Origin of the sequence: Nocardia sp. NPDC051570 (assembly GCF_044454005.1) — a bacterium.
GTDB lineage: Bacteria > Actinomycetota > Actinomycetes > Mycobacteriales > Mycobacteriaceae > Nocardia.
On sequence record NZ_JBITDI010000003.1, the window covers coordinates 226,845 to 245,648 of the forward strand.

Consider the following 18,804-nt stretch of genomic DNA (forward strand, 5'->3'; position numbering starts at 1 on the left):
GGGGGGGGGGGTGCGGCTGCCCCCCCCCCCCCCCCCCGCGCCGCCCCCCCCCCCCCCCCCCCCCCCCCCCCGCGCCGCAAACCTTGCTCGCTTGCCGCGATCTCACGCGCGAATGATGCGCAACCATCCCGCCGCGCTTGCCGGTACGCCAGGCGATAGGCTGTCGCTATGGCTTACCTGGTAACGGGGGCGACTGGGTGGATCGGGCGGTTTCTCATCCCCGAGTTGCTGAAGCGTAGCGGCGATATCCACGTGCTGGTGCGACCCGGGGCCGATTCGGCGTATCGGTTCGACCGGTGTGTGCGGGAATGGGCCGGCGGGGATCGGGTGCGTGCGGTGCGCGGGGATATGCGGGCGCCCGGACTCGGTATCGACCCGGATTGGCTTGGCCGCCATCGTGGTTCGATCGACCACATCTTCCATCTGGCGGCCGGATACGATGCGGGCGCGCTGGGCGGGGACACCTCGAATCTGATCGAGGTTGCCGAGCGGCTGGAAGTGGGTGCGCTGCACCATGTTTCGACCGTCGAGGTGGCGGGTTCGGCCGAGGGGCTCTACACCGAGGATATGTTCGACGTGGGCCAGGTGCTGCTCACGCCCTATCAGCGGGCCTCCTTCGAGGCCGAGCGGGCGATCCGCGACCAGGATCGGGTGCCGTGGCGAATCTATCGGCCCTCCATCGTGATCGGCCATTCCCGCACCGGCGAGATCGACCGCATCACCGGGCCGTACTACTTCTTCCGCCTGCTGCGCATGGCCGCCCAGCTGCCGCGGCTGCTGCCGCTGGTGGTTCCCAAACTCGGCGAAACCAATATGGTCCCGGTCGATTTCGTGACCCGCGCCCTGGACCATATCGCCCATCTGCCCGACGCCCGGTCCGCCACTTATCATCTGGTCGATCCGCGCCGCCAGACCGCGGCCGATGTGCTCAACCTGTTCGCCGATCAGGCCGGGGCGCCGCATCTGGTGGAGGTGATGCCCAAGGAGACCCTGGATGTGCTCATGCGTGTGCCGGGTGTGAGCTGGGTGCTGCCCCGCCTCGGCGTGCCGCGGGATGTGCTGGAGCACAGCGAATTCGGCTGCTGGTTCGACTGCCGCAACACCACGACCGCCCTGACCGGCACCGATATCAGCGTGCCGCCGTTAGCGGCCTATGCCCCGATCGTCTGGAAGTACTGGATCGAGAACTGGGTCTGACGGCGTGTATTCATAACCCACCCAACGATTCCGATGCGTCCAGCCCACCAGATCGAACCGCCAGCGGAACGGCCAGGTGCGCGCCACTGTCAGGAACAGCACCGCCCCCAGCGCCGCATAGTCGTCGTGCGCGGACAGCAGCGCGCGCTGCTGCCGGGGTGAGGCGGTGAAGAACGCGTCGAACATCGTCGTCGCCTGGGCTGTGGTGAGCCGGCCCAGTCCGAACATCCCGCGCTCGCGCATCCAGTACACCAGCCGCGCCCGCGCCGGCCACAGCTCGCGAATCGGATCCGTCCCCGCGCGCACCGCCTCGATCGCGGTGTCCACCAGGGTCAGCGACGCGGCCACGCTGTAGCCGGTGCACGGATGCATCATCCCGCCCCGCGCGCCGAACGGGATCACCGGCGCGGCGCCGGGCCGCGGCGGCGGCTGATCCAGCGGATAGTGCGCGGCCTCGGTCCGCTCGTCGCCGCGCAGCCGAATGCCGTGTGCGGCAAGCCGATTCAGCGTCCGGCGGCGCAGCTCGCGCTGTGGCATCCCGCCGCGCAGGCCCAGGCTGGTCTCCTCGAAGATGACCGTGCCGTCGCCCAGGGGCACCGCGTACAGGAACGATGGCGGCTCACCGGGTCCCGCGCCGTTCTCGGCACGCCAGTCCAGCAGCAGCCCCTCGCCCTCGCTGATCATGGGCGCGGCCCGCTCGGCGTCGACGAAGATGCCGTGCGCGCTGGCGCTGCGCCGCGTGCCGGGCAGGGGGAGACCGCGGGTGTCGAAGACCGTAGCGGCCGTGATGACCGTATCGTCGTCCAGCTCGACCCGATGCGCCCCGACCGCCGTGGCCCGCCCGCGCAGCACCGTGGCATCGTCGAGCGGCAGCGCCTCGCGCAGACCCCGTTTCGACAGCACGCAGTAGGGCCGTTGAATTCGATGCTCGGCATTGGTCCATACCGTCGGCGCCGCGATCCGCGAGGCGATGGCCGTCCGGGGCACCCAGCCGGGCAATTCGTCGGCCCAGCAGGAGTACGTCGGCACCCACGGACGCTCGGGTCGCGGATCCACGGCCGCCACCTCGAATCCGGCCAGCATCGCCCGATGCGCCAGCGCCCGGCCGGTGGGCCCGAGCCCTACCACGCATACATCCACCCGGACCTGCCGCCCTGTCATGCGTCACATTCAATCAAGAACTGGTGATCGGGTCGGTACCGCCTCGCGTTACGCCCCGAAAGATCCTGTCCCAGCAAATCCTGTCGTGAAATCCCTTGGGCACGTTCATAACCTGATTCGGGACGCCGAGTAGGCGTCGTGGACGAGTATGGGCACGCCCGGGAGAGTGGATATGCACAAGACTCGGTACGGGCGCCGGCGGTATCGGTCCGCTCGGCTGGGGGCCGTGGCCGCGGTGATCGCGGCCGCCGGGGTGATGACGGCGCCGGTGGGATCCGCCGAACCGGGCGAATCCTCGATCGTCGAGGTGCGAACCGATGATTCGAGACATCAGACGCTGACCGTGCATTCCGCGGCAATGGATGCCGATATCCCGGTCCAGGTGCAGCGCGCCCCCGATCAGGGCGCGCCGCGCCCGGTGCTCTACCTGCTGCTCGGCGCGGGCGGCGGTGCGGACGGCGCGACCTGGGCGACCAAAACCGATGCCTGGCAATTCCTTTCCGACAAGAACGTGAACGTCGTCACACCCATCGGCGGCATGTTCAGTTATTACGCCGACTGGGAGCGCGACGATCCGCGGCTCGGCCGCAACAAATGGCGCACCTTCCTGACCCAGGAATTGCCGCCGCTGGTGAATGGATATCTGAACGCCAACGGCCGCAACGGCATCGCGGGCTATTCCATGTCGGCGACGACCACCCTCGCGCTGGCGGCCACCACGGCGAATCTGTATCAGGCGGTCGCCTCCTACAGCGGCTGCGCGCAGACCAGCGATCCGATCGGCCACGAATTCGTCCGGCTCACCGTCGAGGAGTGGGGCCTGTCGAACGTGGCGAACATGTGGGGTCCGCCGAACGATCCGAACTGGGCCCGCAACGATCCGTACGTGCGGGCGGAGGGCCTGCGCGGCAAGGCGATCTACATCTCCAACGGCAGCGGGCTGCCCGGGGTCTACGACGTCTACAACGGTAAGTATTCGCTGCCGGGTCCGTGGGGGTTCGCCAATCAGATCGTGCTCGGCGGCATCATCGAGGCCGGGACGGACTACTGCGCGCACAACATGCGACAGCGGCTCGACGACCTCGGTATCCCGGCCACCTACAACTTCCGGCCCACCGGCACCCACTCCTGGGGCTACTGGGAGCAGGACCTGAAGAACTCCTGGCCCGTGCTGGCCGCGGGCCTGGGGGTCTAGGCATGGACCCCACCGTCCGACGGCTCCTCGCCGTGCTGTCGATCCTGACAGCGGCGATACTCGCCCTGGCCTCGACCGCGACCGCGCGGCCCGTGGAGATACCCGACCTGCCGGGCGCCAACGACTTCGCCTGCCGCCCCGCGCCGGATAAACCGGATCCCGTTGTCCTGGTGCATGGTTCGGCCACCGACGCGGTGCGCAGTTTCGCGGTGCTGGCACCCACGCTGCGGGAGCGGGGCTACTGCGTCTTCGCCGCCGATCTCGGCAACGCGCCGGTGCTGACGACCAGTGCGAGCGCGACCCCGAATCCGGCCTGGCCCGGCCTCGGGCCGATCGGCGCCGCACTGTCGGGCCAGACGCTCTACGGCGTCGCCGATATCGCCACCTCGGCCGCCGAACTGGCCGCCTTCGTGACGACCGTGCGCGCCGCGACCGGGGCCGAACACGTTGCGCTGGTGGGCCATTCGACCGGCGGTACCGTCATCCGGGCCTATCTGAAGGCGCATCCGACCGCGGCCACCACGGTCGTCACCCTCGGAACGCCCTATCGCGGTTCGACATTCGCCGAACTGCCCGCGAAGTATCCGGACCTGGCGGCGCTGGGCCTGGACGGTCCGCATATCGCGGCCCAGGTGTTCGGCAATGCCGGAATACAGCAGACCGTCGGCTCGCCGGTTCTGGCACAGCTCAATCGGCCCGCCGAGACGGTGCCCGGCATCCGCTACACGGCCATCGCCAGCCGCGACGACGAGGTGATCACCCCGCCCGAGACCGCCCTGCTGGCCGCGCCGATCGGCCCGGACCGCGATATCTGGGTCCAGGACGGCTGCCCCGCCCGCACGGTCGACCACAGCTACCTGCTGGCCGATCCGCACGCCATGGCCCTGGTCGCCGCGGCCCTCGCCGACGCCCCGCCGCCGCCCTGCTGACGAGCGCGACCCCTACTTCGGCGTCACCCAGGTGGTGATGTCGGCGTGGACCACCTCGCGGCCCGTCTTGTCGTAGACCGACACCGGAACGGTCAGATCCCGCCCCTCGGTGATCGTGGCGAAATCCGGCACCTCGGGCAGCTGGGCGACCGCCCGCAGGCCCGTCTCGGCCTTGGTCAGGTACTGCACGTTCATCGACTTGGGGATCCAGCGATGGCTGGTGGGAACCGTTGCCTCACTGAGCATTCCCATCGCCGCCTCGGCCAGATTGCAGGCCGCGATGGCGTGGAAGGTGCCCAGATGATTGTGGATGCCGAACCACTTCGGCGCGGTCACCTCGCACAGCCCGGGTTCCAGGCGCACGACGGTCGGCAGCACGGTGCCGAAGTAGGGCACCCGGGCGACCATGGCCAGCGAGAACAGCGTATGTCCCAGCCGGTTGTCGGGCAGCTTCCGCCAGCCGCGGAGGGTGGTGGTCTCATTCGTCATGAGCGCATCTTACTGCGGAGTAAGTTCGGTGGCGATCTCCCGGGCATCCCGCAGGTCCCGGCGCGCTTTTCGCCCGGATCGTTGCTACGTTGAGCGCGCACGTCGTGCAGGCGTCGCCGGGGGCCGACGCCGTACGGTCGGGGTGTTCGGGGAATTGGAGTTCGAGTTCTCATGCGTATCCGTACTGTGGCCGCGACGCTCGGAACGGCGGTGGTCGGCGGCGCGATCGCCGCAACCGTCACCGCGGGTCCGGCCGCGGCATTCAAGCCGGTCATCAACGATCCGAGCGGGATCATCGTCGGCATCGGGCTGGACCACAACGAAACCGTCGCGGTCGCGGGCGGTCCGATTCCCGAGCTCCTGCAGCGGGTCTTCCCGTCCACCCAGTACTGGGTGGATCCGCATTCGCAGCTGCCGCAGGATGATCACTACGTCTACGCGGATCTGCCCGCGGTCTTCACGGAAGCCGCCCGCGCCCCGCGCGGCCAGATCGGCTTCGCCCTGGTGAATCCGGGGATGTACCAGGGGCACAACACGATCATCGTGCAGGGCCTGGGCTGATATCCGGAGTTACCCCGAATTCCCCCGAGGGAGAATCACTCTCGCGGGGGAGTCGGAATCACCTCGCGGTGTGATGTTTTCGCGGTCCGATCGTTTCTAGGATGAGCCCGTGACCGCAGCCAGACGAATCGTCCGATGCGGCCTTCTCGTTGTCGCCGGACTCCTGCCGGCCCTGACCGTCATGCCCGTCGCGGCGGCCGATTCGCCCTCGTTCGGTGGCGATATCTCGGTCGCGCAGACCCTCGGCGATCGCGAACTCACCGTCATGCTGCGCCGGATCACCTCGATTCCCGGGCCGCTGCGCGTCGACGTCGTCACCCATACCGGAACCGCGGCCGGGCGGCTCGCCGTGACCGCGATCCCCTACGGCGCGGCGAAGAATCTGCCCGCCCCCGGCGCCGCGACGGCCCACGGTGATATCGAACTCGCCGCGACCGCGGGCATGTACTCCACCGACCTCGCCGTGGACCGCGCGGGCCCCTGGGAACTCACCATCGACGACGGCGTCCGCGTCGCGCGCATCCCGTTCGCGGTGCCCGCCCAGGTCACCTCGCCGCCGGAGCGACTGGTCTACGGCGGTTTCCTGATCGCCGGTGTGCTGCTGCCGATTTCGGTGCTGATCGCGGTCCGGGCGCGCCGGACGGCCTGGGCGCTGATCCCCGTCGGCGGCATGGTCGCCGGTGTCGCGGTGGCGATCACGGCGGCCCTGCTCTCCTCGACACTGCCCCTGCCACCGCAGCCGGGCGTGCAACTCGATCCGAGCACCGACAATCTGACCAACCCCTACGACCTCGGCCAACCCCAGCTGTCGGACTACTCCCGCCAGCCGGTCCTGCTGACCGTCGGCAACGATCCCCTGACCGCCGGGCGTCCCGGCGACCTGCGCCTCGAACTCACCGATGCCGCCACCGGTGCGGCCGTGGACGATCTGATGATCCACGACAGCGCCCTGATGCATCTGCTGGTGATCGGCCCGGGCGGCGATCTGCGTCATCTGCACCCCATCCGCATCGCGCCCGGCCGCTACGAGGCGCATCTGATCCCGCCGGCCCCGGGCCGCTACGCCCTGTCGGCGGAACTGGCCCGGCGCGGCGGCGGGGTCCAATTGGTCCGCGCGGTAACGGGTTTCACGGTCGGCGCCGGATCCGTCGGCGCACCGGTGAATCCCGTTCGGCTGGGCGGGAATACGACGGCCTCGACCGTTCTCGGCGATACGCCGGTCACCGTCACCGCGACTGCGGCCCGTGCGGGTGCGCCGACCACCCTGTCCGCGCGCTTCGGCGACCGGTCCGATCTGCAGCCGTGGCTCGGCATGGTGGGCCATATGATCGTCGCCGGACCGATCACCGACGACTCCGATATTGCTGCGGCGGTGCAGAATTCGCCCATCTGGGGTCATGCGCATTCGATGGGCGGAATGCCCCCGATGCCGGGCGGCCACGATATGGCCGCCATGGGGGATATGCCGGGCATGTCCGGGCATTCGTCCGAGGGCGCCATGCTGATGCCGCCCGTCAACGGCGACAGCGCCCCCGACGAGACGGTCGCCGCCTACGGCCCGGATGTGCCGTTCACCTACACCTTTCCGGCTCCCGGACACTATCGCGTCTGGATCCAGGCCGAGCGGAACTACACCGTCCTCACCGTGCCGATCGTGCTGGAGGTTTCGCGATGACCACGGCCACCGAATCCTCGCGCGGCACACCATCGTTGCGCGTCGCCATGGTCGTCGCCGTGGTGGCCCTCGTCCTCGCGCTGGCCGGATGGCTGCTGTGGCCCAGCCCGCCCTGCCCGCTCACCCTGCGCTCGGGCACCGCGCGGCACCTGGTCACGGTCATCGTCGCCCACCCCCGCCTCGGCGACAGTGCGGTGGATATCGAGGTCACCGACCGCGACGGCCGCAGCGCCGACCCCATGGTGCATCTCGAGGCGATCGAGCCGCGCATGGGTTACGCCGCACCGCTGGTCATGGCGATGCCCGTGCGCCCCGGCCGTTTTCACGCCCCGGCGGTGTCGTTCATGTCGACCGGCCCCTGGGAGCTGCGGCTGTCGCTGAGCACCGCCGACGGCGAGGATCGAATCAGTCTGCCCCTGTGGATATCCGGCTGAACCGGATGCGCGAACACTGGAAGGAAAGCACCGCATGAGTACCTCCGTTCCATTCGACGCGACCGCGGCCCGCGCGAGCGCCCCGACGACCGCCGCCGTGCCGATCACCGTGGCCGAGACCACCGGAACCGCCGCCCGCCTCGGCGCATGGATCGTCCTGCTCGGCACCGTCATCACCACGGTGGGGGTGAGCTGGGATATCCAATGGCACGACGAGGTCGGCCCGGACACCTTCTTCACCCTGCCGCATCTGTTCCTGTATTCCGGCAGCGCGGTCAGCGGATTCGCGAGCCTGGCCATGGTGATCATGGCGACCGCGGCCCAACGCGCCGGGCGGCCCGTGCCGCGCGCGGGCGGCGCTCCCGTGCGGGTGTTCGGCGGTGCGCTGACCGTGCCGCTGGGCTTCATGATCTCCGGCGCGGGCGCGGCGTCGTTCCTGCTCTACGGCCTGATGGACCTGGAGTGGCATTCCATCTACGGCTTCGACGCGGTGCTGTACACGCCCTCGCATGTGGCGCTGTTCCTGTCGATGACCATCACGATGATCGGCGGCGTCATCGTCTTCGCCGCGCATCGCGACGAGCTGTGGGGGCGAATCGGTCTCGTCGCCGCCCTCGCGGTGCTGGTGTCGCATATGCCGATTCCGTTCGTCGCGCTGGCGCAGCTGCAACTGCCCGTCGATCCGATGTTCTGCGGCATCGTGCTGTGTTCGACGATGCTGCTGCTGATCGGCGCGCTCGTGCTGGGCCGCCCGGGTTCGGCGCTCGTCGTCGCCGCCGCGGTCGGGGTACTGCAGGCGGTGCTGTGGTGGTTCTCGCCCTGGGCCGCGGAGGCCTACGCCTCGGCGATCGGGCTGCCGCTGCGCGACGGGCTGCAGCCGGGGCCGCCCGCCTTCCCGGGCCTGATGCCGATGTTCCTGGGCGTGGCGGCGCTCGTGGTGGAGGCCGTGTTCTGGTGGGCGCGGACCCGCGGGCTGGATGCTCGGAAGGTGTTGCCGCTCACCGGCATGGTCCTCGGCGTCATCGTGGCGGTGAGTCTGCCGCTGCAATTCCTGCTCACCCAGGCCCAGGCGCATTTCCAGACCACCGAGGTCGTCCTGACCGCCGCGATCGGCATACCGCTCGGACTGCTCGCCGGCTTCCTCGCCGGTCGCTTCGCCACCATGCTGCGTACCCTCGCCCCCGCCAAGGAGATTCGCTGATGTTGCGCCGAGCCGTCCTCGCGATCCTGACCCTGACGGTGCTCTCGCTGTTCACCGCGGGCCCGGCCGCCGCCTATACCCCGGTCGACATCGTGCACACCGAACGCGTGCAGGCGGGTCCGTACGCCGTGACCGTCGGCTTCTCCACCTGGCCGATCCGGGCCATGCACTCACTGGATTTCGTCTTCATGCCCGACGGCGGCATCGCGGGCAAATCCGGCGAGCTGACGGTGAAGGGCCCGGGCGTGCGCCACGGCGAGCGCAGCACACCGCTCGTACGCCACCCGCGCAAGCTCGACTCGTGGGGCCTGGACGTGAAGGCCTACGACGATCCGGGCGCCTACAGCTTCGGCTTCGCCATCGACGGACCGCAGGGCCACGGCGAGGGCGTCCTCGACAACGTCCGGATCCTCGACCAGCCCGGCCCGCCCCTGCCCCTGAGCTGGACCATCGGCTCGCTGCCACTCATCGGGCTGCTCGTATTCCTCGCGGTAGTGTGGCGACGGATGCGCCCGGGGCGCGCGGCGCCGGCCCTCTGAAAAGCGGACCCTGCGTGCTGTTCGCAGCGTCACAGCACCCCCGATTTGGTGCGGCATGAGGCCGTCGGGCATACTGTTCGGGTTGCCTGCACCGGGTGGCGTATGTCCAATGGATATACGGCCTGATCGGAGCGGGCGAGCAGTACCCACTTTGTATCCCGTCGAGTCCGGCGCGGGTACGTCCGGGACGATGTTCCGAGGCTCATGGAGGTATTCCGGGGCCGGAGAATGAGCGGCGAGGCGACACGCCCGACCGCGTGGACCGGAAGAACCATGACAGATGAACAGCGGCGATGGATCGGGTCGGTAGTTCCCCGGTCGTTGGTTAGAGACGGATTGCGTCTGCTGTGACTTCTTCGGGTTCGGGCATGCAAATGAGGGTGCTTCGGGAGGTAACTCCCGGAACACGACGAAAGCGGAGAAAAGGACACTCAGCGTGGCGGGACAGAAGATCCGCATCAGGCTCAAGGCCTACGACCATGAGGCGATCGACGCATCTGCGCGCAAGATCGTCGAGACGGTGACCCGCACCGGTGCCCGCGTCGTCGGGCCGGTGCCGTTGCCGACCGAGAAGAACATCTACTGCGTCATCCGTTCGCCGCACAAGTACAAGGACTCGCGCGAACACTTCGAGATGCGCACGCACAAGCGGCTGATCGACATCCTCGACCCGACGCCGAAGACGGTCGATGCCCTCATGCGCATCGATCTGCCGGCCAGTGTCGACGTCAACATTCAGTGACGGGGACTTCGAATATGACTGACAACAAGAGTCGTCCGGCCGCGGGCATCCTGGGCACCAAGCTCGGCATGACCCAGGTCTTCGACGATAAGAACCGCGTCGTTCCCGTGACCGTCGTCAAGGCCGGTCCGAACGTCGTGACCCAGATCCGCACGATCGAGCGCGACGGCTACTCCGCCGTCCAGGTCGCCTTCGGTGCCATCGACCCGCGCAAGGTGACCAAGCCGGTCACCGGCCAGTTCGCCAAGGCGGGCGTCACCCCCCGTCGGCACGTCGCCGAGCTCCGCGTCGCCGACGCCTCGCAGTTCGAGGTCGGCCAGGAGATCAGCGCCGACGCCTTCGAAGAGGGTGGCTACGTCGACGTCACCGGTACCTCCAAGGGCAAGGGCTTCGCGGGCACCATGAAGCGTCACGGCTTCAAGGGCCAGGGCGCCTCGCACGGTGCGCAGGCCGTGCACCGTCGCCCGGGTTCGATCGGTGGTTGCTCCACCCCGGGTCGCGTGTTCAAGGGCATGCGCATGTCCGGCCGGATGGGTAACGACCGCGTCACCACGCAGAACCTCTCGGTCCACAAGGTGGACGCCGAGAACGGCCTGCTGCTGATCAAGGGCGCGATCCCGGGTCGCAAGGGCGGCATCGTGATCGTCAAGAGTGCAGTGAAGGGTGGTGCCCGGGCATGAGCACCGAGACCAAGACCAACCTGACGCTTACGGTCAAAGAGCCGGGCGGCAAGACCAACGGCACCGTCGAGCTCCCCGCGGAGATCTTCGACGTGACCGCCAACATCGCGCTGATGCACCAGGTCGTCGTGGCCCAGCAGGCCGCGGCTCGCCAGGGCACGCACTCCACCAAGACCCGTGGCGAGGTGTCCGGCGGCGGCAAGAAGCCGTACCGCCAGAAGGGCACCGGTCGCGCCCGTCAGGGCTCGACCCGCTCGCCGCAGTTCGCCGGTGGTGGCATCTCGCACGGCCCGAAGCCGCGCGACTACTCGCAGCGTCTGCCGAAGAAGATGAAGGCCGCCGCTCTGCGTGGCGCCCTCTCGGATCGTGCGCGCAGCGAGCGGATCCACGTGATCACCGAACTGGTTGCGGGACAGGCTCCCTCGACCAAGGCCGCGAAGAACTTCCTGGCCGAGCTGACCGACCGCAAGAAGCTGCTCGTCGTGGTGGGCCGCGAGGACCTCGCCGCGTGGAAGAGCGTCGCGAACCTGCAGAACGTGCACCCGATCGCGCCGGACCAGCTCAACACGTACGACGTGCTGAACAGCGACGACGTCGTGTTCAGCGTGGAGGCCCTGAACACCTTCGTGCACGGGCCCGCTGAGGCTGCACAGGAGGAGAGCAAGTGACCACCATCGCCGACCCCCGCGACATTCTGCTGGCGCCGGTCATCTCGGAGAAGTCCTACGGACTGATCGAGGAAGGCACCTACACCTTCCTGGTGCACCCGGACGCGAACAAGACGCAGATCAAGATCGCCGTCGAGAAGGTCTTCGGCGTGAAGGTGACCAGCGTCAACACCGCCAACCGTCAGGGCAAGCGCAAGCGGACCCGCTTCGGTTACGGCAAGCGCAAGGACACCAAGCGCGCGCTCGTGACCCTCTCGGCCGACAGCAAGCCCATCGAGATCTTCGGAGGCCCGGTCGCGTAAGCGCCTGGGAATCCAGAAAGTAGAGAAGAACTCATGGCTATCCGTAAGTACAAGCCGACTACGCCGGGCCGTCGTGGCGCCAGCGTCTCGGACTTCGCCGAGATCACCCGGTCGACCCCCGAGAAGTCGCTGCTGCGCCCGATCACCAAGTCCGGTGGTCGTAACGCGCACGGTCGCATCACGACTCGTCACCGCGGTGGCGGTCACAAGCGTGCCTTCCGCATCATCGACTTCCGTCGTCTGGACAAGGACGGCATCCCCGCCAAGGTCGCGCACATCGAGTACGACCCGAACCGGACCGCGAACATCGCGCTGCTGCACTTCAGGGACGGCGAGAAGCGCTACATCATCGCGCCGAAGGGCATCAAGCAGGGCACGGTCATCGAGTCCGGCCCCGCGGCCGACATCAAGCCGGGCAACAACCTGCCGCTGCGCTCGATCCCGACCGGTACCACCATCCACGCGGTCGAGCTGCGTCCGGGTGGCGGCGCCAAGATGGCCCGTGCCGCCGGCATGAGCATCCAGCTGCTGGGTAAGGAAGGCGCCTACGCCGTCCTGCGTATGCCCTCCGGTGAGATCCGTCGCGTCGACGTGCGCTGCCGCGCCACCGTCGGCGAGGTCGGCAACGCCGAGCAGTCGAACATCAACTGGGGCAAGGCCGGCCGTATGCGCTGGAAGGGTCGCCGCCCCACGGTCCGTGGTGTCGTGATGAACCCCGTCGACCACCCGCATGGTGGTGGTGAGGGCAAGACCTCCGGTGGTCGCCACCCGGTCTCGCCGTGGGGTCAGCCTGAGGGCCGCACTCGTAAACCCAACCGTCCGAGCGACAAGCTCATCGTCCGCCGCCGCGGCAAGAAGCGTTAAGGAGGAGGTTAAAGATGCCACGCAGCCTCAAGAAGGGCCCGTTCGTCGACGAACACCTCCTCAAGAAGGTGGACGTCCAGAACGAGAAGAACACGAAGCAGGTCATCAAGACCTGGTCGCGTCGTTCGACCATCATCCCCGATTTCATCGGGCACACGTTCTCGGTGCACGACGGCCGCAAGCACGTGCCGGTGTTCGTGTCGGAGAACATGGTCGGCCACAAGCTCGGTGAGTTCGCGCCGACCAGGACGTTCAAGAGCCACGTCAAGGAAGATCGGAAGAGCAAGCGGCGATGAGCACTGACACTCAGATCACGACCGCGCGCGCGACCGCGAAGTTCGTTCGCGTGACGCCGATGAAGGCTCGTCGAGTCGTGGACATGGTCCGCGGCAAACGAGTCGAGGACGCACTGAACATCCTGAAGTTCGCGCCGCAGGCCGCGAGCGAGCCGGTCGCGAAGGTCGTGGCCTCGGCCGCGGCCAACGCCCAGAACAACTTCGGCCTGAACCCGGACACCCTGGTGATCTCGACGGCCTACGTCGACGAGGGCGCCACCCTGAAGCGGTTCCAGCCGCGTGCTCAGGGCCGGGCATTCCGGATTCGCAAGCGCACCAGCCATATCACTATCGAGGTCGAGAGCGTCGCCAGCGCCGCCCCGGCTCGCAGCCGCCGGAAGGGAGGGGCTGAGTAAATGGGACAGAAGATTAATCCCCATGGCTTCCGCCTCGGTATCACCACCGACTGGAAGTCGCGTTGGTACGCCGACAAGCAGTACAAGGAATACGTCGGGGAAGACGTCAAGATCCGCAAGCTCCTCGCCACGGGCATGGAGCGGGCCGGCATCTCGAAGGTCGAGATCGAGCGCACCCGTGATCGCGTCCGTGTGGATATCCACACCGCGCGTCCGGGCATCGTGATCGGCCGTCGTGGCGCCGAGGCCGATCGGATCCGTGCCGAGCTGGAGAAGCTCACCAAGAAGCAGGTTCAGCTGAACATCCTCGAGGTCAAGAACCCCGAGTCGGATGCGCAGCTGGTTGCTCAGGGTGTGGCCGAGCAGCTGTCGAACCGTGTGGCGTTCCGTCGCGCGATGCGTAAGGCCATCCAGTCGGCCATGCGTTCGCCGAACGTCAAGGGCATCCGTGTGCAGTGCTCGGGCCGCCTCGGCGGCGCCGAAATGTCGCGCTCGGAGTTCTACCGTGAGGGTCGGGTGCCGCTGCACACGCTGCGCGCCGACATCGATTACGGCCTGTACGAGGCGAAGACCACCTTCGGTCGCATCGGCGTGAAGGTCTGGATCTACAAGGGCGACATCGTCGGTGGCAAGCGTGAGGTCACCGCGACCGCTGCCCCGGCCGGTGACCGTCGCGAGCGTCGTGAGCGGCCGAGCCGTCCCCGTCGTTCGGGTGCCCAGGGCACCACGGCGACCAGCACTGAGGCCGGGCGTTCGGGTGCCGCGACTGCGGTCGCCGACGCTCCGGCAGAGAACCAGGAGGGCTGACCCATGCTGATGCCCCGCAAGGTCAAGCACCGCAAACAGCATCACCCCGGTCGTTCCGGTATGGCCAAGGGCGGCACCGCGGTGTCGTTCGGCGAGTACGGCATCCAGGCTCTGGAGCCGGCCTACGTCACCAACCGCCAGATCGAGTCGGCTCGTATCGCGATGACCCGCCACATCAAGCGTGGCGGCAAGATCTGGATCAACATCTACCCGGATCGCCCGCTCACCAAGAAGCCCGCCGAGACCCGCATGGGTTCCGGTAAGGGTTCGCCGGAGTGGTGGATCGCGAACGTGAAGCCCGGTCGGGTGATGTTCGAGATGAGTTACCCGAACGAGGAGACCGCTCGTGAGGCCCTGCGCCGCGCGATGCACAAGCTCCCGATGAAGTGCAGGATCGTGACGAGGGAGGAGCAGTTCTGATGGCTACCGGAACTCCGGCCGCAGACCTGCGCGAGCTCACCGAAGAAGAGCTCGTCGCCCGCCTGCGCGAATCGAAGGAAGAGCTGTTCAATCTGCGCTTCCAGATGGCGACCGGTCAGTTGCAGAACAACCGTCGCCTGCGCGTCGTCCGTCACGAGATCGCGCGCATCTACACGGTCATGCGCGAGCGCGAGCTCGGCCTGGCCTCGGCCCCGGCGGACAAGGGAGATGCGGCATGAGTGATGCCAAGGGTCCGGCCAAGACGCCGGCCAAGGTTGAGGAGCGGGGCCAGCGCAAGGTGCGCATCGGCTACGTTGTCTCCGACAAGATGACCAAGACCATCGTGGTCGAGCTGGAAGATCGCGTGAAGCACAAGCTTTACGGCAAGATCATCCGCACCACCTCGAAGGTCAAGGCCCACGACGAGAACGAGATCGCCGGCATCGGCGACCGCGTCCAGCTGATGGAAACCCGCCCCCTGTCCGCCACCAAGCGCTGGCGCCTGGTGGAGGTCCTGGAGCGGGCGAAGTAAGCCCCATCCACGGCTGACAAGTCGAATAACGAAGGCCCGCTTCCCGATTGGGAGGCGGGCCTTCATCGTTGTCGCGAGTTCCGCACCATGCACCGAGTCGCGATCGAGTAACCATCGTGATCGACGACACGATACCTACTGCGTATTGGCGCGCAGGGTGTCCGATTCGCTAACGTAGTCGGGCTATGAGTGGGGCAGCAACGATGACTTCCGGGGCCTGGCAGGCGAGCGATGGGACAGTGGTGTCCTTTCGGGATGCGACCGTGGCGTGGGCCTTGGCCGCGCACGAGGCGCTTGTCGAGATCGCAAGGGATTACGGGCATTTCGTGACCGTCAACGAGTTGGCGGCACAGGTTCAGGAGATGTCGGGGGTGCGCACGAGCGCGCCGACCCGGACGTGGGTCGATGCCGTGCTGCGCAAGGTCGCGCGCCGGTGTCATTCCGCGGGCGAGCCGCCGCTGACGGCGCTGTGCGTGCGGCCGAACCACACCGTCACCGAGAGCTACAAGTACGTACTCGAACTCGCGGCGCTACCGGTTCCGGACGATATCGAACTGCATGCCGCCTATGCGCGGTGGCAGTGTTATGCCACGCACGGCACCGATGTGCCCGCCGGCATCCCGCCGCTCACCCCGAAGGTCGCCGCCCGCCGCGGTCAGACCCCGGCCCGTCCCGAACCGAAGCCCGAACCCGTCCGCGCCCGGATGTGCGAGGAATGCTTCGTCCAGCTGCCGTCCAGCGGAATCTGTGGATTCTGCAATCCCTCTCGGTAGGCGCTGCGCCGCCGCCGTTCATCACCCCGCTCTGACCGGAGCCGTTGGTTCTATCTCTGCCTCGATGCCCGTTCCCATACCAACTCGCCTGCTTCGGCGGATGGTTGGTAACGGAGAAATTCCGTGCCTGTTTCGAGGCTGTCGGCGAGGTCGGTGAGCATCGCGGCGAGCGAGATCCACAGCGGCCCTTCGTCGTCGGCGCCTTCGTCGGTGTATTCGGTGACGCAGCCGAAGAGTTCACCTGGGCGGGTGTCGATGAACAGTGTTGTTGCGGCGAGATCGGCGATCGGTACGAACTGGGGCAGGAAAATACCCGCCGGTGTACCGGCCGGCATCGCTGCCGATACCTCAGGATTGAACGCGGCAGCCATTTCGGGGTGCCGTTCCCGCAGATCGGTCATGGTGTCGAGCCAGAGGCGCCGGATGTCGTTGCTGCCGTCCAGTGGCAGCAGATCGTGGACCGGCAGGATCTGCAGCTGCGAACCATCCGCGTGGGTGAACAGCTCCAGCAGCTCCTGTGGCCACAGCTTTCCCCATTGTTGTGCTGCTGCCACCGCAGTGGCGTCGGCTGCGGGTAAGAACGCCGCACGACCCAGGTGTGTCTGTGTCCAGGCGGTGATGCGGTCGAGTTGCCCGCGGACCCCGCCGGATCCCGGGCGGGTGCTGAGCCGGGCGCGTGCGGTGGCAGGAGTGCGGCTGGTCTCGGCTGGCGTTTCGGCGCGGCGCTTGGCGTCCGCCAACGCGGAAAGTGTCTGAGCGACCAGCGAATCGGCGGACACGGGGCATCGGTGAGGCCGACGATTTCGAGCTGGAAGACAGCGTCGATGAGCACGATCGATAGATCTCCATATTCTTCTGCTCGCCCATGCAGGAACTCCCGGGCTGCGTCGACGAGCTCGCGTGCCGCTTGCTCCGGTGAATCGGCCTTCCCCGCAGGCCTCTCGACTCGGCTGAATTTCTGCGTTGGAGCCCGACTTCCCATCGCACCATTGCTGTCTCCTCTCATTGTTCCTGACCGGACAAGGGTGCTGCGGGGTGTTGTGGTACCCCGCAGCACCCTCGAGTTTCACTGCTGACAGTTGGTGGCGGCTGGGCTCATGGTGCCGGGAGGGATCCGTTGAGTGCCCTGAGGGCAATTCGACAAATCAGGCCCAGGCGTTACCTGTTGCAACACAGGATCCAGATTCGGAAGGATATTCTTTCAGCTGTGGCTAATAGTTGTAACGGCCATCGCCCGGGGTCGTTCCCGGAAAACCCAATTCATGGTGAACCGAATTAGACTGTGCCGGAGAGGGAGCGGATATGGCAGGTTCGAAAACCGTTATCGCACAGTAGACGCCGCAACTGCGCAAGGCGGGAGGTTCTTCTTCCAAGATCGGTGAGCAACTCGGTGTTTCCGAGGCTCGTGCCTACGATCTGGTGACCAGCGCGCTGCGGGTGCGGGTCCGCGCCAAGATTGCCGCGCTCGCCTCGGCCGCAGCCGCTCGTGTCGCGCCGCGCAATGGTCGGGATTAGGATCGGGCCTTGTCCGGGTCGAAATTCGAAGGGATATCGAAATGCGTGCGCTATGGACAATGGTTGTGGCCGCGGCGGCCGCATTGATCGCCCTCTCCTCGGGAACCGCCACTGCGGATACTGGAAGTAGCGATGCCGATGGGCACTGTGTGATCGACCCGTCGAATCCGGCGATCACCGTCGACTCATTGCGCTTCCACTGCACCTCCGAGCAGGCCGATCGACTGTTCCTGGACGCCGCGCCCGGCCCGGCTCCCGAGGGGCATCAGCGGTTCTGGGTGCTGCCGCATGTGCGGGTGGCGGGGGAGCGGCTGGACTACGGTCTCGGCCGTGCCTGGGCGGCGACCGAGGGCCTGCTCGGAAATGGCCTGACCTTCGTCCCGGGGCCGGACGGCACGATCGTGCACAAGAACTATCAGATCGGCTCCTCGCCCGGCGGTCCGCTGCGCTCCGGCGTTTCCTACGGTGACGGAAAACCGGCCTGGACCGTCGATTTCTCGCGCGATTCGGCCGGAATTCCGGTGAGCTACCATGAGTTTCGGGAAATCGCGCCGGGTGTCTGGTTGGGCTGGTCGTATTTCCTGCAGCAGTGGAATCCGATGCCGTCGCGCCCGGTCCACGGTAGCTATGTGATCACCCGATAGCCCGATCGATCTGCGCACGCACCGCGGGCCAGGCCGGGGAATCGGGATCGGTCAACTGGAAATGATCGATACCCTTCAGCTCGACCAGGTCGGCATCGGTTTTCGCGCAGTATTCCCGCGACAGGTGGATCGGCACCCGCTGATCCCGATCGCCGTGCACGACGACAACGGGAATCGGCAAGCGCCCCAGGGTGATCGGATCGCCGAAGGCATAACGTTCGGCGAACTGATCCGGGCCGCCGCCGAGGAATTCCGCCACCGCATTCTCGCCACTGCCGAGCCGATAGGCCTCGGCGAGATCGGTGACCGGGGCGAGGGCGACGACACTCGAGATCCGCGGCGGCTCATCCCGATACCAGGAATGGGTGGTTGGCAAGCGATCCCGCAGCATTGCCCAGAGCGCGAGCTGGCCGCCCGCGGAATGCCCGACCGAAATGACGCGGTCCCGGTCGATTCGCCCGGGTTCGGCGCGATCGATGAGATCGGGCAGCTCGTCCACGGCCAGGGCGATGTCGGTGAATGTCAGCGGCCACCCACCGCCCCCGCCCATGCGCCGATATTCCACATTGGCCACCGCATATCCGGCCTCGGCGAGCACCTGCGCGATGCCCGTCGTATAGTCCCGCCCGACCCGTTCCCGCCAGAATCCCCCGTGCAGCAACAGAATCAAGGGCGCGGGCCCGCTTCCGGGCAGATACAGATCGGCCACCTGATCGGGATGGGACCCGTAGGCAAGGGTTGTCATCGTCACGCCCTATAGACTGCCCGAGTTCTCTCTCGGTAAT

25 protein-coding genes are annotated in these 18,804 nt (G+C 67.4%); 21 read left to right on the plus strand and 4 right to left on the minus strand.

The features are described 5' to 3' along the window. Nucleotides 1-168 precede the first annotated feature (168 nt). Nucleotides 169-1,197 carry an SDR family oxidoreductase gene (locus ACIA76_RS07995; RefSeq protein WP_397149826.1) on the plus strand — a complete coding sequence of 343 codons (1,029 nt, stop codon included), beginning with the start codon at nt 169-171 and terminating at the stop codon, nt 1,195-1,197. On the opposite strand, the gene ACIA76_RS08000 is transcribed toward ACIA76_RS07995, so the two are convergent. Continuing rightward, complete coding sequence (locus ACIA76_RS08000; RefSeq protein WP_397149828.1) at nt 1,144-2,358, minus strand: lycopene cyclase family protein; 1,215 nt, start codon at nt 2,356-2,358, stop codon at nt 1,144-1,146. The genes ACIA76_RS07995 and ACIA76_RS08000 overlap by 54 nt on opposite strands. A 172-nt stretch (nt 2,359-2,530) precedes the next feature. Here ACIA76_RS08000 and ACIA76_RS08005 point away from each other — a divergent pair, with 172 nt between their 5' ends. Both ACIA76_RS08005 and ACIA76_RS08010 read left to right on the plus strand, forming a co-directional pair. Continuing rightward, on the plus strand, nt 2,531-3,553 hold the full coding sequence (locus ACIA76_RS08005; protein WP_397149830.1) for an alpha/beta hydrolase: 1,023 nt from the start codon (nt 2,531-2,533) through the stop codon (nt 3,551-3,553). Nucleotides 3,554-3,555: 2 nt separating this feature from the next. Beyond that, nucleotides 3,556-4,482 (plus strand): esterase/lipase family protein, encoded by a 927-nt coding sequence (locus ACIA76_RS08010; protein ID WP_397149832.1) that lies wholly within the window; start codon nt 3,556-3,558, stop codon nt 4,480-4,482. Between the two features lie 12 nt (nt 4,483-4,494). Here ACIA76_RS08010 and ACIA76_RS08015 read toward each other — a convergent pair whose 3' ends face one another. Continuing rightward, nucleotides 4,495-4,971, minus strand: a complete 477-nt coding sequence (locus ACIA76_RS08015; RefSeq protein ID WP_397149834.1) for a hotdog fold domain-containing protein — start codon at nt 4,969-4,971, stop codon at nt 4,495-4,497. A 171-nt stretch (nt 4,972-5,142) separates the two neighbouring features. Here ACIA76_RS08015 and ACIA76_RS08020 point away from each other — a divergent pair, with 171 nt between their 5' ends. The 17 genes from ACIA76_RS08020 to ACIA76_RS08100 all read left to right on the plus strand — a co-directional run bounded on the left by ACIA76_RS08020 (nt 5,143) and on the right by ACIA76_RS08100 (nt 15,860). Next, entirely contained in the window at nt 5,143-5,532 is a 390-nt protein-coding gene (locus ACIA76_RS08020; RefSeq protein WP_397149836.1) for a hypothetical protein, read from the plus strand. A 109-nt stretch (nt 5,533-5,641) separates the two neighbouring features. After that, a complete protein-coding gene (locus ACIA76_RS08025) occupies nt 5,642-7,207 on the plus strand; it encodes a hypothetical protein (RefSeq protein ID WP_397149838.1) in 1,566 nt (521 codons plus the stop codon). Beyond that, nucleotides 7,204-7,641, plus strand: coding sequence for a hypothetical protein (locus ACIA76_RS08030; protein WP_397149840.1), 438 nt, complete (start codon nt 7,204-7,206; stop codon nt 7,639-7,641). Before ACIA76_RS08025 ends, ACIA76_RS08030 begins: the two co-directional genes overlap by 4 nt. A gap of 34 nt (nt 7,642-7,675) precedes the next feature. After that, nucleotides 7,676-8,842: a hypothetical protein gene (locus ACIA76_RS08035; protein ID WP_397149842.1), complete on the plus strand. Its 1,167-nt coding sequence runs from the start codon at nt 7,676-7,678 to the stop codon at nt 8,840-8,842. Then, complete coding sequence (locus ACIA76_RS08040; protein ID WP_397149844.1) at nt 8,842-9,381, plus strand: hypothetical protein; 540 nt, start codon at nt 8,842-8,844, stop codon at nt 9,379-9,381. The genes ACIA76_RS08035 and ACIA76_RS08040 overlap by 1 nt, the downstream gene beginning before the upstream one ends. A gap of 436 nt (nt 9,382-9,817) precedes the next feature. After that, the gene (gene rpsJ, locus ACIA76_RS08045) at nt 9,818-10,123 is read left to right on the plus strand and encodes a 30S ribosomal protein S10 (RefSeq protein ID WP_040804197.1); all 306 of its coding nucleotides are present in this window, start codon (nt 9,818-9,820) and stop codon (nt 10,121-10,123) included. Between the two features lie 14 nt (nt 10,124-10,137). After that, entirely contained in the window at nt 10,138-10,803 is a 666-nt protein-coding gene (gene rplC / locus ACIA76_RS08050) for a 50S ribosomal protein L3 (protein WP_397149846.1), read from the plus strand. After that, nucleotides 10,800-11,471: a 50S ribosomal protein L4 gene (gene rplD / locus ACIA76_RS08055; protein ID WP_397149848.1), complete on the plus strand. Its 672-nt coding sequence runs from the start codon at nt 10,800-10,802 to the stop codon at nt 11,469-11,471. The genes rplC and rplD overlap by 4 nt, the downstream gene beginning before the upstream one ends. Then, nucleotides 11,468-11,773, plus strand: coding sequence for a 50S ribosomal protein L23 (rplW, locus tag ACIA76_RS08060; RefSeq protein ID WP_251914318.1), 306 nt, complete (start codon nt 11,468-11,470; stop codon nt 11,771-11,773). Before rplD ends, rplW begins: the two co-directional genes overlap by 4 nt. 33 nt (nt 11,774-11,806) lie before the next feature. Next, complete coding sequence (rplB, locus tag ACIA76_RS08065) at nt 11,807-12,637, plus strand: 50S ribosomal protein L2 (protein WP_397149851.1); 831 nt, start codon at nt 11,807-11,809, stop codon at nt 12,635-12,637. A 14-nt stretch (nt 12,638-12,651) separates the two neighbouring features. After that, nucleotides 12,652-12,933 (plus strand): 30S ribosomal protein S19, encoded by a 282-nt coding sequence (gene rpsS / locus ACIA76_RS08070; protein ID WP_067712162.1) that lies wholly within the window; start codon nt 12,652-12,654, stop codon nt 12,931-12,933. Next, nucleotides 12,930-13,328, plus strand: coding sequence for a 50S ribosomal protein L22 (gene rplV / locus ACIA76_RS08075; RefSeq protein WP_397149854.1), 399 nt, complete (start codon nt 12,930-12,932; stop codon nt 13,326-13,328). The genes rpsS and rplV overlap by 4 nt, the downstream gene beginning before the upstream one ends. Next, nucleotides 13,329-14,135, plus strand: coding sequence for a 30S ribosomal protein S3 (gene rpsC / locus ACIA76_RS08080; protein ID WP_397149856.1), 807 nt, complete (start codon nt 13,329-13,331; stop codon nt 14,133-14,135). It begins immediately after the preceding gene. Nucleotides 14,136-14,138: 3 nt separating this feature from the next. Continuing rightward, nucleotides 14,139-14,555, plus strand: coding sequence for a 50S ribosomal protein L16 (gene rplP, locus ACIA76_RS08085; RefSeq protein ID WP_067819402.1), 417 nt, complete (start codon nt 14,139-14,141; stop codon nt 14,553-14,555). After that, entirely contained in the window at nt 14,555-14,794 is a 240-nt protein-coding gene (gene rpmC / locus ACIA76_RS08090) for a 50S ribosomal protein L29 (protein WP_062507077.1), read from the plus strand. The genes rplP and rpmC overlap by 1 nt, the downstream gene beginning before the upstream one ends. Continuing rightward, entirely contained in the window at nt 14,791-15,087 is a 297-nt protein-coding gene (rpsQ, locus tag ACIA76_RS08095) for a 30S ribosomal protein S17 (RefSeq protein ID WP_397149859.1), read from the plus strand. The genes rpmC and rpsQ overlap by 4 nt, the downstream gene beginning before the upstream one ends. Before the next feature lie 203 nt (nt 15,088-15,290). Continuing rightward, nucleotides 15,291-15,860, plus strand: a complete 570-nt coding sequence (locus tag ACIA76_RS08100) for a hypothetical protein (RefSeq protein WP_397149861.1) — start codon at nt 15,291-15,293, stop codon at nt 15,858-15,860. Nucleotides 15,861-15,910: 50 nt separating this feature from the next. On the opposite strand, the gene ACIA76_RS08105 is transcribed toward ACIA76_RS08100, so the two are convergent. Then, complete coding sequence (locus tag ACIA76_RS08105; RefSeq protein ID WP_397149863.1) at nt 15,911-16,639, minus strand: hypothetical protein; 729 nt, start codon at nt 16,637-16,639, stop codon at nt 15,911-15,913. 777 nt (nt 16,640-17,416) lie between these two features. Here ACIA76_RS08105 and ACIA76_RS08110 point away from each other — a divergent pair. Continuing rightward, nucleotides 17,417-18,019: a hypothetical protein gene (locus tag ACIA76_RS08110; protein WP_397149865.1), complete on the plus strand. Its 603-nt coding sequence runs from the start codon at nt 17,417-17,419 to the stop codon at nt 18,017-18,019. Here ACIA76_RS08110 and ACIA76_RS08115 read toward each other — a convergent pair. Then, on the minus strand, nt 18,009-18,764 hold the full coding sequence (locus tag ACIA76_RS08115; RefSeq protein WP_397150685.1) for an alpha/beta hydrolase family protein: 756 nt from the start codon (nt 18,762-18,764) through the stop codon (nt 18,009-18,011). The genes ACIA76_RS08110 and ACIA76_RS08115 overlap by 11 nt on opposite strands. Nucleotides 18,765-18,804: the final 40 nt, after the last annotated feature.

Excerpts from the sequence above, each read along its gene's own strand:
- ACIA76_RS08000 (WP_397149828.1), bottom strand. The coding sequence starts at position 2,358 with ATGACAGGGCGGCAGGTCCGGGTGGATGTATGCGTGGTAGGGCTCGGG.
- ACIA76_RS07995 (WP_397149826.1), top strand. The coding sequence starts at position 169 with ATGGCTTACCTGGTAACGGGGGCGACTGGGTGGATCGGGCGGTTTCTC.
- ACIA76_RS08030 (WP_397149840.1), top strand. The coding sequence starts at position 7,204 with ATGACCACGGCCACCGAATCCTCGCGCGGCACACCATCGTTGCGCGTC.
- ACIA76_RS08010 (WP_397149832.1), top strand. The coding sequence starts at position 3,556 with ATGGACCCCACCGTCCGACGGCTCCTCGCCGTGCTGTCGATCCTGACA.
- rpmC (WP_062507077.1), top strand. The coding sequence starts at position 14,555 with ATGGCTACCGGAACTCCGGCCGCAGACCTGCGCGAGCTCACCGAAGAA.
- rplB (WP_397149851.1), top strand. The coding sequence starts at position 11,807 with ATGGCTATCCGTAAGTACAAGCCGACTACGCCGGGCCGTCGTGGCGCC.
- rpsQ (WP_397149859.1), top strand. The coding sequence starts at position 14,791 with ATGAGTGATGCCAAGGGTCCGGCCAAGACGCCGGCCAAGGTTGAGGAG.
- rplV (WP_397149854.1), top strand. The coding sequence starts at position 12,930 with ATGAGCACTGACACTCAGATCACGACCGCGCGCGCGACCGCGAAGTTC.
- ACIA76_RS08040 (WP_397149844.1), top strand. The coding sequence starts at position 8,842 with ATGTTGCGCCGAGCCGTCCTCGCGATCCTGACCCTGACGGTGCTCTCG.
- rplP (WP_067819402.1), top strand. The coding sequence starts at position 14,139 with ATGCTGATGCCCCGCAAGGTCAAGCACCGCAAACAGCATCACCCCGGT.
- rplC (WP_397149846.1), top strand. The coding sequence starts at position 10,138 with ATGACTGACAACAAGAGTCGTCCGGCCGCGGGCATCCTGGGCACCAAG.
- ACIA76_RS08115 (WP_397150685.1), bottom strand. The coding sequence starts at position 18,764 with ATGACAACCCTTGCCTACGGGTCCCATCCCGATCAGGTGGCCGATCTG.
- ACIA76_RS08035 (WP_397149842.1), top strand. The coding sequence starts at position 7,676 with ATGAGTACCTCCGTTCCATTCGACGCGACCGCGGCCCGCGCGAGCGCC.
- ACIA76_RS08020 (WP_397149836.1), top strand. The coding sequence starts at position 5,143 with ATGCGTATCCGTACTGTGGCCGCGACGCTCGGAACGGCGGTGGTCGGC.
- rplD (WP_397149848.1), top strand. The coding sequence starts at position 10,800 with ATGAGCACCGAGACCAAGACCAACCTGACGCTTACGGTCAAAGAGCCG.
- rpsS (WP_067712162.1), top strand. The coding sequence starts at position 12,652 with ATGCCACGCAGCCTCAAGAAGGGCCCGTTCGTCGACGAACACCTCCTC.
- ACIA76_RS08100 (WP_397149861.1), top strand. The coding sequence starts at position 15,291 with ATGACTTCCGGGGCCTGGCAGGCGAGCGATGGGACAGTGGTGTCCTTT.
- ACIA76_RS08110 (WP_397149865.1), top strand. The coding sequence starts at position 17,417 with ATGCGTGCGCTATGGACAATGGTTGTGGCCGCGGCGGCCGCATTGATC.
- ACIA76_RS08005 (WP_397149830.1), top strand. The coding sequence starts at position 2,531 with ATGCACAAGACTCGGTACGGGCGCCGGCGGTATCGGTCCGCTCGGCTG.
- rpsC (WP_397149856.1), top strand. The coding sequence starts at position 13,329 with ATGGGACAGAAGATTAATCCCCATGGCTTCCGCCTCGGTATCACCACC.
- ACIA76_RS08015 (WP_397149834.1), bottom strand. The coding sequence starts at position 4,971 with ATGACGAATGAGACCACCACCCTCCGCGGCTGGCGGAAGCTGCCCGAC.